This window comes from Isoptericola sp. NPDC056573 (genome assembly GCF_042793335.1).
Taxonomy (GTDB): Bacteria; Actinomycetota; Actinomycetes; order Actinomycetales; family Cellulomonadaceae; genus Isoptericola.
Genome location: NZ_JBHTUY010000003.1, coordinates 490,802 through 505,735 on the forward strand (window position 1 = coordinate 490,802; position 14,934 = coordinate 505,735).

Annotated in this window: 13 protein-coding genes; 4 read left to right on the forward strand and 9 right to left on the reverse strand. The window is 75.3% G+C overall.

The genetic code is table 11. The features are described from left to right. The 4 genes from ACFQ8E_RS07420 to ACFQ8E_RS07435 all read right to left on the reverse strand — a co-directional run. On the reverse strand, positions 1 to 632 hold a 632-nt coding region (locus ACFQ8E_RS07420), incomplete at its 3' end, for a hypothetical protein (RefSeq protein WP_430549924.1). A gap of 96 nt (positions 633 to 728) precedes the next feature. Further along, a complete protein-coding gene (locus ACFQ8E_RS07425) occupies positions 729 to 1,919 on the reverse strand; it encodes an MFS transporter (RefSeq protein ID WP_430549925.1) in 1,191 nt (396 codons plus the stop codon). A gap of 51 nt (positions 1,920 to 1,970) precedes the next feature. Next, entirely contained in the window at positions 1,971 to 3,839 is a 1,869-nt protein-coding gene (locus ACFQ8E_RS07430; RefSeq protein ID WP_430549926.1) for a glycoside hydrolase family 3 protein, read from the reverse strand. Continuing rightward, positions 3,839 to 5,149: an MFS transporter gene (locus tag ACFQ8E_RS07435; protein WP_430549927.1), complete on the reverse strand. Its 1,311-nt coding sequence runs from the start codon at positions 5,147 to 5,149 to the stop codon at positions 3,839 to 3,841. The genes ACFQ8E_RS07430 and ACFQ8E_RS07435 overlap by 1 nt, the downstream gene beginning before the upstream one ends. A 179-nt stretch (positions 5,150 to 5,328) precedes the next feature. Between ACFQ8E_RS07435 and ACFQ8E_RS07440 the strand changes: the two genes are divergently transcribed. After that, positions 5,329 to 5,964 (forward strand): TetR/AcrR family transcriptional regulator, encoded by a 636-nt coding sequence (locus ACFQ8E_RS07440; RefSeq protein WP_430549928.1) that lies wholly within the window; start codon positions 5,329 to 5,331, stop codon positions 5,962 to 5,964. Between the two features lie 71 nt (positions 5,965 to 6,035). On the opposite strand, the gene ACFQ8E_RS07445 is transcribed toward ACFQ8E_RS07440, so the two are convergent. The 5 genes from ACFQ8E_RS07445 to ACFQ8E_RS07465 all read right to left on the reverse strand — a co-directional run bounded on the left by ACFQ8E_RS07445 (position 6,036) and on the right by ACFQ8E_RS07465 (position 11,564). Next, complete coding sequence (locus ACFQ8E_RS07445; RefSeq protein ID WP_430549929.1) at positions 6,036 to 8,363, reverse strand: glycoside hydrolase family 3 C-terminal domain-containing protein; 2,328 nt, start codon at positions 8,361 to 8,363, stop codon at positions 6,036 to 6,038. 110 nt (positions 8,364 to 8,473) lie between these two features. Then, entirely contained in the window at positions 8,474 to 8,983 is a 510-nt protein-coding gene (locus ACFQ8E_RS07450) for a GNAT family N-acetyltransferase (protein WP_430549930.1), read from the reverse strand. 38 nt (positions 8,984 to 9,021) lie between these two features. Next, complete coding sequence (locus ACFQ8E_RS07455; protein WP_430549931.1) at positions 9,022 to 9,342, reverse strand: AzlD domain-containing protein; 321 nt, start codon at positions 9,340 to 9,342, stop codon at positions 9,022 to 9,024. Next, the gene (locus ACFQ8E_RS07460) at positions 9,339 to 10,049 is read right to left on the reverse strand and encodes an AzlC family ABC transporter permease (protein WP_430549932.1); all 711 of its coding nucleotides are present in this window, start codon (positions 10,047 to 10,049) and stop codon (positions 9,339 to 9,341) included. Before ACFQ8E_RS07460 ends, ACFQ8E_RS07455 begins: the two co-directional genes overlap by 4 nt. A 48-nt stretch (positions 10,050 to 10,097) precedes the next feature. After that, complete coding sequence (locus tag ACFQ8E_RS07465) at positions 10,098 to 11,564, reverse strand: NAD-dependent succinate-semialdehyde dehydrogenase (RefSeq protein ID WP_430549933.1); 1,467 nt, start codon at positions 11,562 to 11,564, stop codon at positions 10,098 to 10,100. An 84-nt stretch (positions 11,565 to 11,648) separates the two neighbouring features. On the opposite strand from ACFQ8E_RS07465, the gene ACFQ8E_RS07470 reads away from it, so the two are divergent. Genes ACFQ8E_RS07470 through ACFQ8E_RS07480 form a run of 3 tightly spaced genes read left to right on the forward strand, consistent with a single transcriptional unit; the run spans position 11,649 to position 14,878 of the window. Beyond that, complete coding sequence (locus ACFQ8E_RS07470) at positions 11,649 to 12,188, forward strand: AAA family ATPase (protein ID WP_430549934.1); 540 nt, start codon at positions 11,649 to 11,651, stop codon at positions 12,186 to 12,188. A gap of 43 nt (positions 12,189 to 12,231) precedes the next feature. Beyond that, positions 12,232 to 13,170, forward strand: coding sequence for a 4-hydroxy-tetrahydrodipicolinate synthase (gene dapA / locus ACFQ8E_RS07475; RefSeq protein WP_430549935.1), 939 nt, complete (start codon positions 12,232 to 12,234; stop codon positions 13,168 to 13,170). 22 nt (positions 13,171 to 13,192) lie between these two features. After that, the gene (locus ACFQ8E_RS07480) at positions 13,193 to 14,878 is read left to right on the forward strand and encodes a ribonuclease J (RefSeq protein ID WP_430549936.1); all 1,686 of its coding nucleotides are present in this window, start codon (positions 13,193 to 13,195) and stop codon (positions 14,876 to 14,878) included. Positions 14,879 to 14,934: the final 56 nt, after the last annotated feature.

Consider the following 14,934-nt stretch of genomic DNA (forward strand, 5'->3'; position numbering starts at 1 on the left):
CGGCCCCCGCGCTGGCTTTTGGGGGCCATGGGGTTCTGGTTTTTCCGGCCGGGCCGCCCCGCCCGCCCCCCCCCGCGGGCCGCCCCCGGGGGGACGGCCGGCGGGCCCAGGGGCGCCAGCCGCGCCCAGCAGTACAGCCCGTGGCGCACCTGGCGCGCACGGTCGGCGAGCTCGCCCAGCGCGACGAGCGCGGGTGCGAACCGGTCGGCGGCGGGTACGGCCCCGCCGCTCGAGGTCGCCCAGGAGCGCGCGACGGCGACCAGCCGGTCCGGGTCCGCGGCGGCCAGCGCCTCCGCGAGCTCGTCCGAGACGGCCACCACCCAGGGACCCTCGTCCGCGCCGTCGACCAGGGCGCCGTGCCGCGGGTGCGCCGTGACCTCGGCGTACGGCCGCGCGCACAGCGCCTCCGCGACGCGCCCCAGCATCACGAACGGCTCCACCGCGGGCAGCCGGACGGTGTCGAAGAGCGGCCGGCCCGAGCCTCGCGCCAGCACGGACGGCCCTGCCTCCTGGTGGACCACCGTCGCGGCGACGGCGTCGGTGGGCGCCGCGAAGTAGTCGGTCACGAGCGGCGCGGCACCGTCAGCACGGCCACCGCGCGAGGCTCCTGGCAGCGCCCCCGACAGGTTCATGGGGACACGGTCGCACCCGGGTGCTACGGGCGCGTCACGGCGTCGTGACGGCTCGGGAACGGCTCGTCGGGACGGAGACGCCCCCGGCCGCCGGCCCTACGACGACGCGTGGCGCGGGAACGCCTGGCGGGCGACGAGGACCGCGACGAGCGCGACGGCGACGATCGCGGCGCCGGTCAGCGCCAGGGCGCGTGCCCCGGGACCGGCGACCACCGCCGCCCCCACCGCGGCGCCGAGCCCGATGCCGAAGTTCGAGGTCGCGTTGACGAACGCCCCGGCGACGTCCGCGGTGGCGCCCTGGGTGCGCAGCGCCGCGGCCTGGAACGTGGCGGGGATCGCGCCGAAGGCGGCGAGCCACACGCCCGCGGCCACGAGCACGCCGACGGTGCCCGGGAGGGCGAGGGCGAGCGCGACCAGGGACACGGCGATCGCTGCCATCGCGACGATCGTCAGGGCGCGCGGGCTCCGGTCGAGGTAGCGGGCGGCGCCCCAGAGGCCGACGAGCCCGAGAGCGCCGAACACCAGCAGCGCGGGGCCGACGGCCGGCTCGGACAGCCCGGCGGCGAGGAGCAGCACGGAGATGTACGTGTACACGGTGTACTGCCCGCCGAAGAGCACGGTGTTGGTGCCCACCACGAGCCCGAGCCGGGCGCGGCCGCGGCGGGCGGCCGCGGCGTCGCGCGGGGCGGCGGGCTCGACGGCGACGGACGGCAGCAGCCGCGCCACGAGCAGGGCGGTCACCGCGCAGACGGCCGCGAGCACGCCGAACGACCAGCGCCAGCCGACGGCGGCCCCGAGGGACGTGGACAGCGGGACGCCGAGCACGAATCCGAGCGTGCCGCCCGCGGTCACGAGCGTGAGGGCGCGGCCGGTGTACAGCGGGCTGACGAGGCGCGCGGCGTAGGCGATCGACACCGAGAAGAACACCGCGTGCCCCAGGCCGCCCAGCACCCGCGCGCCCGCCACCACGGCGTACGACGGCGCGACGGCCACCAGCAGGTTGCTCGCCGCGTAGGTGGCGAGCGTGGCGAGCAGCAGGGGCTTGCGGGCGAGCGAGCGGGTCGCGATCGTCAGCGGCACCGCGCAGGCGGCGACCACGAACGCGTAGACGGTGACGAGCAGCCCCGCCGTCGACTCGCTCACCCCGACGCCGCGCGCGACCTGCGGCAGCAGGCCGACCGGCAGCACCTCCGTGGTGATGGCCACGAAGTTGGCGACGCCGAGGACGGCGATCCCCGCCGCCGCGTCCCGGACGGTGCGGGCGGGGGCAGGGGAGGAGGACGTCACCGCCTCATCCTCCCATCGGCGGTCGTCGTGCGTCGTGGGCGCCCACCACCGTCAGATCGGCAGGCCGTGGCCGAACCGGAACAGCGGGTCGGCGGTGTCGAACGGGACGTCCTCGCGGGACGCCTCGACGGCGGCCGTCGAGCGGGGCAGGTCGAACGGGAGGCGGCCCTCCGCGGGCACGGCGGCGGTGAGGGCGTCGAGCAGCGCGGGGGTGGAGGCCCCGAAGTTCACGACCAGCGACCCGCCGTCGCCCAGCGCCTCGAGCACCGGGCCGAGGATCGCCGGCCGGTCGAGGTAGACGTCCACGACCGTCGGCACCTGCGCCGCGACCTCGGCCACGTGCGCGACGACGTCCGCGGGGAAGTCGAGCGAGCCGGCGTGGAAGAAGCCCTCGAAGCCGGGGCCGCGGTCCTCGTACGGCGCCTTGAGGCGCAGCAGCGCGACGTCCGCCTCGGCGGGGGAGGCGACGACGGTCACGCCCCCGATGCCGTCGACGTCGGACGCGCCCTCCACGTGGACGCGCAGGCCGCGGGCCAGGGGGAGGCGTGCCGCGCCGCCGGCCGCGGACGCCAGCAGGGTCACGGACCGCGACTGGGCGCGGCGCCCGGCGGCCACGAGGTCCGGGTGCCCGACGACGGACGCGGCGGCGTCGGGGTCGACGTAGCGGGCGCCGTCGAACAGTCCCAGCTCGAGCTTCTCGCGCAGCAGGCGGGCGACCGACTCGTCGATCCGCGACTCGGCGACGCGCCCGGCGCGCACCAGCTCCACGACGAGCTCGGGGCACGCCTCGCCGCCGAGCTGGTCCGCGCCGGCCGCGAGGATCTTCTCCAGCCGGTCGACGGGCGCCAGGTGCTCGACGCCCCAGGCGCGGGCGGGGAACGGCTGGCCCAGGATCTCGGCGTCGGACACCAGGCCCCAGTCGGTGCACACGACGCCGTCGAAGCCGAGCTCGTCGCGCAGCAGGCGCGTGAGGATCTGACGGTTGAACCCGAAGCCGACCGGCTCGACCGTCTCGGGCCCGTCGCCGAGGTCCGCGTCGAGGCCCACCGGCATGCCGTAGTACGGCATCATCTGCCGCGTCCCGGCGGCGAGCAGCGCCTTGAACGGCTCGAGGTGCTCGGCGAAGCGGCCGCCCGGGTACACCTGCTCCCGGCCGTAGGCGAAGTGCGGGTCCTCGCCGTCCTGCTGGGGCCCGCCGCCAGGGAAGTGCTTGGTCATCGTCGAGACCGACCGCTCGCCGAACGTGCCGGGCAGGCCGGCCTCGCGGGCGACGTCGCCGGTGGCCTGGAACCCGCGCACGTACGCGGTGCCCATCCGGCCGGCGAGCTCCGCGTCCTCGCCGAACGTGCCGTTCGCGCGGGCCCAGCGGGGCTCGGTGGCGAGGTCGACCTGCGGGTGCAGCGCCGTCCGGATGCCGACGGCGAGGTACTCGCGGCGCGCGGCGTCGGCGTGCTCCTCGACCAGCCGCTCGTCGCGGGTGGCGGCGAGGCCGAGCGTCTCCGGCCACTGCGAGAACGGCCCGGACAGCAGCGCGGTGCCGGGGTTGTCCGTGAAGGCGTGCCGCGGGTCGGTGGACACCGTGACCGGGATGCCGAGCCGGGTGGACGCCGCGAGCTCCTGGAGCCGGTTGTGCCACCGCGCGAACTCGCGCGCGGTCGGGGGCGCCGCGAGCACGTTGAAGTGCGTCATCTGCCGCTTCACGACCATGTCGGTGGTGGCGGGCACGCCCATCGCGGACGGCCCCTCGGACAGCTCGCCGCCGGAGCCCACCTCGATCATGGTCTGGAAGAGCTGGCCCGCCTTCTCCTCGAGGGTCATGCGTCCGAGCAGGTCGGCGACGCGCTCGGCGACGGGGCGCGACGCGTCGCGGTACGGAGCGTCGGCGGGCGCCGGGGCGGTGGCGTCGGTGTCGTCGGTCATCAGCGGGCTCCTCGGATGAACAGGGTGGCCACGGCGCCGAGGGCGACGATGACCGCGGAGACGGCGAACAGGGCGGTGTAGTTGCTGCCGCCGGTGCCGATGGCGAGGAACGCCGGGGCGAGGGCCGGGGCCACGGACTGCGGCAGCGCGTTGGCGATGTTGAACACGCCCATGTTCTTGGCGGCCTCGGTCTCGGCGTTGGGCAGCACGTCCGTGACCAGCGCGAGGTCGACGGCGAAGTAGGCGCCGAGGCCGGCGCCGAACAGCGAGGCGCCCAGGTAGAGCATCGCGGGGCCCTGGACCAGGGCGAAGGTCAGCAGGCCGGCCCCCGCGAGCAGGGTGGCGACGACCACGAAGATCTTGCGGCGGCCCGTGCGGTCGGACAGCACGCCGCCCAGCAGGGAGGCGACCACCATGACGACGGCCTGCACGACCATGAGCCGCAGCTGCCAGCTCAGCGCCGTCGCGGTGTCGAAGCCGAACCGGTCGATGAGGAAGTACAGCTGGTAGGTGTTGTACAGCGCGAAGCCGAAGAGCATGAGGAAGCGGCCGAGGAAGGTCCACGCGAAGTCGGGGTGCTGCCGAGGCGAGACCCAGAAGCCCTTGAGGAACGCGCCGAGGCGGAAGGGGGCGACGTCGGCCCGGTCGAGGTGGCGGTCCTGGAGGACGGCCACGAGGGCGAGCACGCCGACGACGGCCAGGGCCGTGGGGACGACGAAGATCCAGATCTCGTCCGCCCCGGCCGCGGTGAACGCGAAGGCGAGCGCGATGCCGACCAGCGGCGCCAGCTGCTGGGCCATGCCGAGCAGGCTGGAGACGCGGGCGCGCTGGGTCTCGGCGACCTGGTCGGGCAGCAGCGCCTGGAGCGCGGCCTGGGTGCCGTTCATCGCGGCCTGCGTGACGGCCCACCCGATCACGACCATCCAGATCGCGGGCGCGAACGCGATGAGCAGGAGGCCGACGGCGCCGAGCAGCACGCCCCACAGCAGCCAGGGCCGCCGCATGCCGAGCCGCGACGTCGTGCGGTCGGACAGGGCGCCCGCGACCGGGTTCGCGACGAACGCGAAGAACGCGCCCACGCCGGTGACGAGGGCCAGGTTCGTGGCGCGGGTCTCGGGCGTGGACAGGGCGTCGACCTTGAGCGCCAGCGTGCTGACCACCGGCGTGAGCACCGCGATGTACAGCGTGAAGAACGCGAGGACGTAGGCGACGACCGTCCCGGTGCCCGCGGCGGCGCGGCCGGCCTCCGGGGTGCGGGTCGGGGACGCCGGGGACGGGCCGGTCGGTGCGGGGGCCTGAACGTCTGCCATGGACGACTCCTGATTCTCTGCCGGGCCCGCCGTCGGACCCGCCTGGCGACCAATGCCTACCGGCCGGTCGGGAAGCGAGGTTACCGCATGGTAGGTATTGGTGCCAAGGGTCCTGCTGGGGCGCGTGCGGGTGAACCGTCCCGTCCGACGTGGCGGGCGAACGGGGGAGAATGGCCGACGTGAGCGACACGACGATCCAGGACGAGGCCGCGCCCCGCCGGGGCTACGCCAAGGGACGGGCCAAGCGCGAGGAGATCCTCCAGGCGGCGATCGTCGCGTTCGCCGAGGTCGGGTACCACGGCGCCTCCCTGCGGGAGATCTCGGCCCGCGTCGGCATCTCGCACCCGGGGCTGCTGCACCACTTCCCGACCAAGGCCGCGCTGCTGGAGGCGGTGCTGGAGCACCGCGACGCGGTGGACTTCGCGGACTTCGACACCGACGTCGAGCAGGGCCGCACCATGTTCGAGGCGCTCGTGCGCCTCGTGCAGCGCAACGCGCTGCGACGGCCCGTCGTCGAGGTCTTCACCGGTCTGGCCGCCGAGGCCACGTCCACCGACCATCCCGCGCACGACTACTTCGCGCGACGGTACGCGGACACCCTCGAGCGGGTCCGCACGGAGCTCGAGCGGCTCGCGGCCGACGGCCGGCTGCGCGACGGCGTCGACGCCGGGGTGGCGGCACGCACCGTCGTGGCGCTCATGGACGGGCTGCAGATCCAGTGGCTGTACTCGCTCGAGCGGCCGCGCGCCGAGCGAGTCGACATGTCCGCCGACCTGCGGGCCTACCTCGACCTGATCGTCGTCGACGCGGCCTGATGTCGTGAGCGCTCGATCGGTGTGGCGGTGGTCCGGCCGGCACCGATCGAGCGCCCACAGGGTTCGGGGGGTCAGGCGTCGGCGGCCGCCACGAGCTGCTCGAGGGTGCCCCGGTCGAAGCCTGCCAGGCCGAAGTCGGCGATCACCGCGAGCGGCATGTCCGTGGCCATGGCGAGCATCGACGGGTCGATCGGCGTCGCCTCGAGGGCGGGCCGGATCATCGCCCCGGCGACCGGGTGGTCCAGCGCCTCGCCGAGCGTCGACAGCTCGTGCAGGGGGAGGGTGACGTCCTCGCCGACGACGTCGACCACGAGCTCGGCGCGCAGGTCGCGCGACGAGGCGCCCACGGCGACCCGGAACTCGCCGCCCTCGAGCGCCCAGCGGCGCAGCACGGGGTGCCAGTACGACAGGTCGCGGGCGTCGAGGTCGAACGTCACGACCCGCGACGCGTGCGGCTCGAGGTGCACCTTGGCGAACGCCTTGAGCTCGCGCTCGGGCCGCTGCACCTGGGCCTGCGGGTCCCCGACGTACACCTGGACGACCTCCGCGCCCGCGACGGCGCCGGTGTTGGTCACCCGGACCGACACGCGCACGCGGGTGTCGGGGCCGGAGCCGGTCACCTCGGCCGTGGCGTCGTCGTACGCGAACGTCGTGTAGGTCAGGCCGTGCCCGAACGGGTAGGCGACGTCGACCTTGCGGGCGTCGTACCAGCGGTAGCCCACGAGGACGCCCTCGCCGTACCGGACGTGGCCGAGCTCGCCGGGGAAGTTCCCGAAGGCGGGGGTGTCCTCGAGGCGCAGCGGGAGCGTCTCGGTGAGCCGGCCCGACGGCGCCACGGCGCCCGTGAGGACGTCGGCGACGGCGGAGCCGCCGGCCTGGCCGCCCAGCCAGCCGGTGAGCAGCGCGGGGGTGGCCTCCTGCCAGGGGGCCACCGAGATCGCCGAGCCGCCGGCGAGCACGACGACGACCCGCGGGTTCGCCGCCGCGACGGCGCGCAGCAGCGCGACCTGGTCGGCGGGCAGGTCGAGGTGGTCGCGGTCGTAGCCCTCGGACTCGTACGCGGCGGGCAGGCCGAGGAACACGAGCACGGTGCCCGCGCCGCGCGCCGCCTCGACCGCCTCGGCGACGAGGGTCTCGGGGTAGCGGTCCTCGGCCGGGCCCTCGGCCAGCGCGTAGCCCGGGGCGAACGGCAGGTCGGCGCCGGCGGCCGCGCGCAGCGCGGTGAGCGCGTCGTCGAGGCGGGTCGGGTTGACCTGCGAGGACCCGGCGCCCTGGTAGCGCGGGGTGCGGGCGAGCTCGCCGACGACGGCGGCGCCCGCGAGGGCGTCCGGCGCCAGGGGCAGGAGGGGTGCGCCGTCGACGGGGTCGTTCCTCAGCAGCACCGTGCCCGCGGCGGCGGCCTCGCGGGCCAGCGCGTGGTGGGCGTCGACGTCGAACGTGCCGGGCGCGTCCTGCGCCGGGAGCGAGCGCGCGACGAGCTGCAGCACGCGGCGCGCGGCGGCGTCGACGAGGGACTCGTCGAGCGCGCCGGAGCGGACGGCGGCGACGACCTCGGCGTCGGTCCGGCCGCCGGACGACGGCATCTCGAGGTCGAGCCCGGCGGCGACCCCGGCGACCCGGTCGCGCACGGCGCCCCAGTCGGAGACGACGAGGCCCTCGAAGCCCCACTCGTCGCGCAGCACCGTGGTGAGCAGCCAGTCGTGCTGCGAGGCGTAGACCCCGTTGACCTTGTTGTAGGCGCACATCACGGTCCAGGGCTGCGCCTTCGTGACGACGCGCTCGAACGCCGGCAGGTAGATCTCGCGCAGGGTGCGCTCGTCGACGTCGGCCGACACGCGCATCCGGTCGGCCTCCTGGTTGTTGGCGGCGAAGTGCTTGAGCGACGTGCCGACGCCGAGGGACTGGATGCCCTCGACCAGGGCCGTCGCGAGCTCGCCGGCCACCACCGGGTCCTCGGAGAGGTACTCGAAGTTGCGCCCGCACAGCGGCGACCGCTTGATGTTCACGCCGGGGCCCAGGAGGACGGCGACGTCGTTCGCGCGGGTCTCCCGGCCGAGGGCCTCGCCGACGCGGCGCAGCAGGTCGGCGTCCCAGCTCGACCCGAGCGCGGCGGCGGTGGGGAAGCAGGTGGCGGGCACGCTGTTGCCGAGGCCGAGGTGGTCCGCGGTCTCGTCCTGCTTGCGCAGGCCGTGGGGGCCGTCCGTGACCATGACCGACGGGACGACGGTCGCGCCGTCGCGCTCGACCGGCTGCGTGTGCCAGAAGTCGACTCCCGAGAGCAGGGAGGCCTTCTCCTCGAGCGTGAGCGACGCGAGCACGCGCTCGACGTCGAACGGGTCGGCGGGGTGCTCGGGGGTGCCGTCCGCTGCGGTGGCGGGCACGGTCTGGTCGAGGGTCACGGGGCGCTCCAGGGGTCGGCGACGGTGCAACGCCTGCAGCCTAACAAAAAACCTACCGTTCGGTAGGCAACTGGAGCGGCCGCCCGCGGTCGGGGGAAGCCCCGCAGGCGTCAGATGGCGGCGGACCAGCGCCGCTCGACGACGTCGCGCACGCCGGTCGCCAGGGTGCGGGACGTGCCGTCCGGCCCCAGGCCCGCCGAGCCGAGGAAGCGCTCGCGCGCGGAGTCGTCGTCGAGCACCCAGGTGACGACCTGCTCGGCGCCGTCCGTGCGGAGCCGGTCGACCGCGGCGGACAGCAGCCGCGAGCCGTGGCCGCCGCGCTGGTGCCGTGGCTCCACCTCGAGCGCCACGAGCTGGCCGGGGCCCACCGCCGCGAAGCCGACGATCTCCGGCCCGTCGAGGGCGACGAGCACCGCGAAGCCCGGGCCCGGCGGTGCCGTGATCGCGCGCGCCCAGCGTTCGCGCATCGTGTCGGTGTCGAGCGCGTCGACGACGCCGTCGCCCAGCGCCACCTCGTGGGTCGCGCGCCAGGCGGACACCTGGACACGCGTGACGGCGTCCTCGTCGCCGGGGACTGCCGGGCGGACCGAGACGTCGGCCGCCTCGCGGAAGAGTGCCATCCGGCCACCCTAGTGACCGGGCGGCCCCGTGCGGGTCGTCAGCCCCAGCCGAGGGCGCGCAGCCCCGCCGCGGTGGCGGCCGCCAGCACCACCACGAGGATGAACGGCGCGCGCAGCGCGAGGGCGATCGCCGCGACGGCGAGCGCGGGCACGCGCGCGTCGACGACGAGGGCCTGCCCGTCGGCGAACGTCTGCACGACGACGAGCGACACCAGGAGCGCCACCGTGACGAGCGTCGAGGTGCGCTGCACGCGGTCCGTCGCGAGCCAGTGCTCGGGGATGAGGTGGCCGGCGAGCTTGAGCGCGAAGCTGAGCAGCGAGGCGGCGAGGACGGTCACCCACAGCACGGTGGTGGTCATGCGGCCTCCGTCCGTCCGTCCGGGGTGCGCGGCGTCGCGACCACGCCCACGGCGATCGCGACCGCCGCGGCGGCGAGCACGGGCACGCCCGCCGGGACGACCGGGATCAGCACGGCGGTGACGACGACGGCGAGCGCCGCGACGACCTGCGCGCGCCGTGCGGCGAGCCGCGGCCACACGAGGGCCAGGAACGCGGCCCCGGCGGCGGCGTCGAGCCCCCAGGCACGGGGGTCGCCGAGTGCGTCCCCGGCGAGCGCGCCCACCAGCGTGAACGCGTTCCACAGCACGAAGACGCCGACCCCGGTGACCCAGAACCCGGCCCGGGTGGCGGCCCGCTCCCGCTGGCCCACGGCCACCGCCGTCGACTCGTCGATGGTGAGCTGCGCCGCGGCGAGCCGTCGCCAGCCGCGCACCTCGAGCAGCGGCGCGACGACGGCGCCGTACAGCGTGTTGCGCACGCCCAGCAGGGTCGAGGTGGCCACGGCGGCGACGGGGGAGCCGCCCGCGGCGACGACGCCGATGAGGGCGAACTGCGACCCGCCGGAGAAGAGCAGCAGGCTCAGCGCCATGGTCTGCGGCACGCTGACACCGGCCACGACCGAGAGCGCCCCGAACGAGATGCCGTACAGGCCGGTGGCGAGCGCCACGCTGGCCCCCTGGCGGACGGCGGACCGCACCGCCGGGTCGCGCCCCTCTCCACGTGTCACGCCGGTAGGAAACCACGGCCCGCCCCGGCGCGGGAAAACGTCCGACGCTCAGAGCGCCACGTACACCGTCTCGAGGAACTCCTCGAGGCCCGCCTCCCCGCCCTCGCGGCCCAGCCCCGACTGCTTCATGCCCCCGAACGGGGCGCTCGCGTCGGAGACCATGCCGCGGTTGATCCCGATCATCCCGGCGTCGATCTCCGCCCCGACGCGCAGGGCCCGTTCCAGGGATGTGGTGTAGGCGTACGCGGCGAGCCCGTACTCGGTGTCGTTCGCGAGGGCGAACGCCTCGTCGTCGTCGGCGAACCCGACGACGGGCGCCACCGGGCCGAAGATCTCCTCGCGCACCGCCCGCGCGTCCCGGTCCACCCCGGCGAGCACGGTCGGCTCGAAGAACGTGCCGGGACCGTCGGGGCGGCCGCCGCCCGTGAGCACCTGCGCGCCACGGTCCGTGGCGTCGTCGACGAGCCCGGCCACCTTCTCGACGGCCTCGGCGTCGATGAGCGGGCCGACGTCGACGCCGTCCGTGTCGCCGCGCCCGACGCGCAGGCCGGCGAACCGGTCGGCGAGGCGCTGCGCGAACTCGCGGGCGACGGAGTCGTGCACGAGGAAGCGGTTGGCCGCGACGCACGACTGGCCGGCGTTGCGGAGCTTCGCGACGGTCGCGCCGTCCACGGCGGCGTCGAGGTCGGCGTCGGCGAAGACCACGAACGGCGCGTTGCCGCCGAGCTCCATCGACGTGCGCAGCACCTGGTCGGCGGACTGCTTGAGCAGCGCGCGCCCGACGGCGGTGGAGCCGGTGAAGGACAGCTTGCGCAGCCGGTCGTCGGCGAGCAGCGGCGCCACGAGGTCGCCCGAGCTCGCCGTGGGCACGACGTTGACGATGCCGCGCGGGAGCCCGCGGTCGGCCGCCTCGGAGCGGATCACCTCGGCGACCAGCATCGTCGTGAGCGGGGTCTGGTGGGCGGGCTTGATCACGACCGTGCAGCCCGCCGCGAGCGCCGGGCCGATCTTGCGCGTCGCCATGGCGATGGGGAAGTTCCACGGCGTGACCAGCAGCGCCGGGCCGACGGGGCGCCGGTGCACGAGCTGCCGGTTCGCGCCGGCGGGAGCCGTGCGCACCAGGCCGTCGGCCCGGACGGCCTGCTCGGCGTACCAGCGCAGGAAGTCGGCGCCGTACGCGACCTCCGCCCGCGCCTCCGCGAGGGGCTTCCCGCACTCGGCGGTGATGAGCGAGGCGACGGCGCCGCTGCGCGCCACGAGCCGCTCGTAGACGGCGCGCAGCAGCTCCGACCGCTCGCGCGGCGCGACGGCACGCCACGCGGGTGCGGCGTCGGCGGCCGAGGCGAGCGCGCGGCGACCGTCCTCGGGGGAGGCGTCGGCGACGTCGAACAGCACCTCGCCCGTCGCGGGGTCGGTGACCTCGAACGTCCGCCCGCCCGAGGCCGCGGTCCACTGACCGTCGGCGAGCATGCCGGTCGGCAGGTGGGCCACGAGCGCGGGGGACAGCGAGCTCATGCCCCGAGTATGCACAGGGGTCGGTCCGCTCGACACGGGGAGCGGACGACCTTCGCCCCCGGCGCCGTTCCCTACGATCGGCGGATGGGCGACGGGCGGGACGGGGGCGAGGTGACGCTGCTCCTGCTCAACGGGTTGCCGGGCGCCGGCAAGTCGACCGTCGCGGCGGCGCTCGCGGCCGGGCGGCCCGGCACGCTCGTCCTCGACGTGGACGTGGTCCGCACGCTGATCTCCGGCGACCCCGCCCGCGCGGCGGAGCCCGCCCGGCGCCTCGCCCTCGACATGGCGCGCTCGCACCTGCGGGCCGGCGCGAGCGTCGTCGTCCCGCAGCTCGTGGCGCGACCCGACCAGGTGGCCCGTTTCGCGGACGCCGCGGCGGACGGCGGGGCGCGGTTCGTCCACGCGATCCTGCGGGTCTCGCCGGCGACGCTCGGGCACCGGGTGGCGGCGGACGGTGCTGCCGGCCGTGCGGCGCACCGCGCCGACCTCGACGCCGCCGCCCTGGGCGCCTACGCGGCGGGCCTGCGCGAGGTGGTCCGCACGGCGGGCGCGGTCGAGGTCGACGCCGACGCGGCGGGCGTCGCCGACCTGGCGGCCCGGCTGGGGCGGCTGCTCGACGGGTGAGTCCGGTCCGTCGGGCGCGGTCGCGCCCGGTACGGTTGACCTCATGACGCTCGCCCTTGCCGCCGCGCGCCCTTTCGGCGCCGTCCTCACCGCGATGGTGACCCCCATGACGCCCTCGGGCGACCTGGATCTGGATGCGGCGGTCAAGGTGGCGAAGCGCCTGGTGGACGACGGCAACGACGGGCTCGTGCTGTCGGGGACCACCGGCGAGTCGCCGACGACGCACACCCCGGAGAAGGCGGACCTCGTGCGCGCCGTCGTGGACGCGGTCGGCGACCGGGCGTACGTCCTCGCGGGCGCCGGGTCCAACGACACCGTGCACGCCGTGCGGATGGCGGAGCAGGCGGCGGAGGCGGGCGCCCACGGGCTGCTCGTCGTCTCGCCGTACTACTCGCGTCCGTCGCAGGAGGGCCTGTACCGGCACTTCGCGACGGTCGCCGACGCCACCGAGCTCCCCGTGATGCTGTACGACGTCCCGGGGCGCACCTGCGTGCGGATCGCGGCGTCGACCTACGAGCGCATCGCGCGGCACCCGCAGGTCGTCGCGACGAAGGACGCCACCGGTGACGTGTCGTCCGTCGCCCCCCTGGCGGCCGCGACGGGCCTCGCCTGGTACTCGGGCGACGACAGCCTGCTGCTGCCGTTCCTGTCCATGGGCGGCGCCGGCGTCGTGTCCGTCTCCGCGCACGTCGTGGGCGGGGCGTTCGCCGAGGTCGTGCGCCGCTGGGACGCCGGTGACACCGCGGGCGCCCTGCAGGCGTACCTGCCCACCGTGCCCGTCATCGAGGCGCTCAACGGCGCCGGCGCCCAGGCCGTCATGGCCAAGGCCGCGCTCGAGGTGCTCGGCGTGCTCGACAACCGCGAGCTGCGTCTGCCCAACGTGGCCGCCTCCGAGGACGACGTCGCGCAGCTGCGCGACGCCCTCGCGACGGCGGGCTACCTGAACGACGGCGTCCGTGCGGGCGCCACCACACTTCCGTAAGACCGACCGGCCTGGAGGCCCCGTGAGCCACCCTCACCCCGAACTTCCCCTGCCCCCCGCCCTGCCGTCGAAGGGGCTGCGCATCGTGGCCCTCGGCGGCCTGGGCGAGGTGGGCCGCAACATGGCCGTCCTCGAGTACGAGGGGCGCCTGCTCGTCATCGACTGCGGCGTCCTCTTCCCCGAGGACCACCAGCCCGGCGTGGACCTGATCCTGCCGGACTTCGAGTACATCAAGGACCGCCTCGACGACATCGAGGCGATCGTCCTCACGCACGGGCACGAGGACCACATCGGCGCCGTGCCCTACCTGCTGCGGCTGCGCCGGGACATCCCGCTCGTCGGCTCGCGGCTCACCCTCGCGTTCGTCGAGGCCAAGCTCAAGGAGCACCGCATCAAGCCGGTGCTGCGCGTCGTGGCCGAGGACCAGACCGAGCGGTTCGGCCCCTTCGACTGCGAGTTCGTCGCCGTCAACCACTCCATCCCGGACGCGCTCGCCGTCGCCGTCACGACCGGCGCCGGCACGGTGCTGCACACCGGCGACTTCAAGATGGACCAGCTGCCGCTCGACGGCCGCATCACGGACCTGCGCGCCTTCGCCCGGCTGGGCGAGAAGGGCGTCGACCTGTTCATGGTCGACTCCACCAACGCCGAGGTGCCCGGGTTCGTCACCAACGAGGTCGAGATCGGCCCGGCGCTGGACGCCGCCTTCGCGCAGGCGGAGAAGCGGATCGTCGTCGCGTCGTTCTCCTCGCACGTGCACCGCGTGCAGCAGGTGCTCAACGCCGCCCACGCCCACGGGCGCAAGGTCGCCCTGGTCGGCCGCTCGATGGTGCGCAACATGGGCATCGCCGCGGAGCTCGGCTACCTCGACGTCCCCTCGGGTGTCCTCGTCGAGCTCAAGCAGGCCGCGAGCCTGCCCGACGACCGCATCGTCTACATGTCCACCGGGTCGCAGGGCGAGCCGATGGCGGCCCTGAGCCGTATGGCCAACGGCGACCACAAGGTCCAGGTCGGCCACGGCGACACGGTGATCCTCGCGTCGTCGCTCATCCCGGGGAACGAGAACTCGGTGTTCCGGGTCATCAACGGGCTCACCCGTCTCGGCGCCCGCGTCGTGCACTCCGGCAACGCCAAGGTGCACGTGTCCGGCCACGCGAGCGCCGGCGAGCTCCTGTACTGCTACAACGTGCTCAAGCCGAAGAACGTCATGCCGGTGCACGGCGAGGTGCGTCACCTCGTCGCCAACGGCGCGCTCGCCGTCCGCACCGGCGTGCCCGCCGACCGCGTGATCCTCGCCGAGGACGGCGTCGTCGTCGACCTCGTGGACGGCAAGGCGTCCGTCGTGGGCGCGGTGCCCTGCGGCTACGTCTTCGTCGACGGCTCGACCGTGGGCGCGGTCACGGAGAACGAGCTCAAGGACCGCCGGACGCTGTCCGAGGAGGGCTTCGTCTCGGTCTTCGCCGTCGTCGACACCGCGACCGGCAAGGTGATCGCCGGCCCGCAGATCCTCGCCCGCGGCATGGCGGAGGGCAACGCGGTCTTCGAGGAGATCCAGCCCGACGTCGTCGCCGCGCTCGAGAACGCGATCGCGGGCGGCGCCACCGACACCTACCAGCTGCAGCAGGTGATGCGCCGCGTCATCGGGCAGTGGGTCAACCGCCGCCTGCGCCGCCGGCCGATGATCGTGCCGGTGGTCGTCGAGGCCTGACGGGCCGGACGCCCTGGTCGGGGCGCACGAGCGGCGGGGCCGCGCCAGTATGCTGG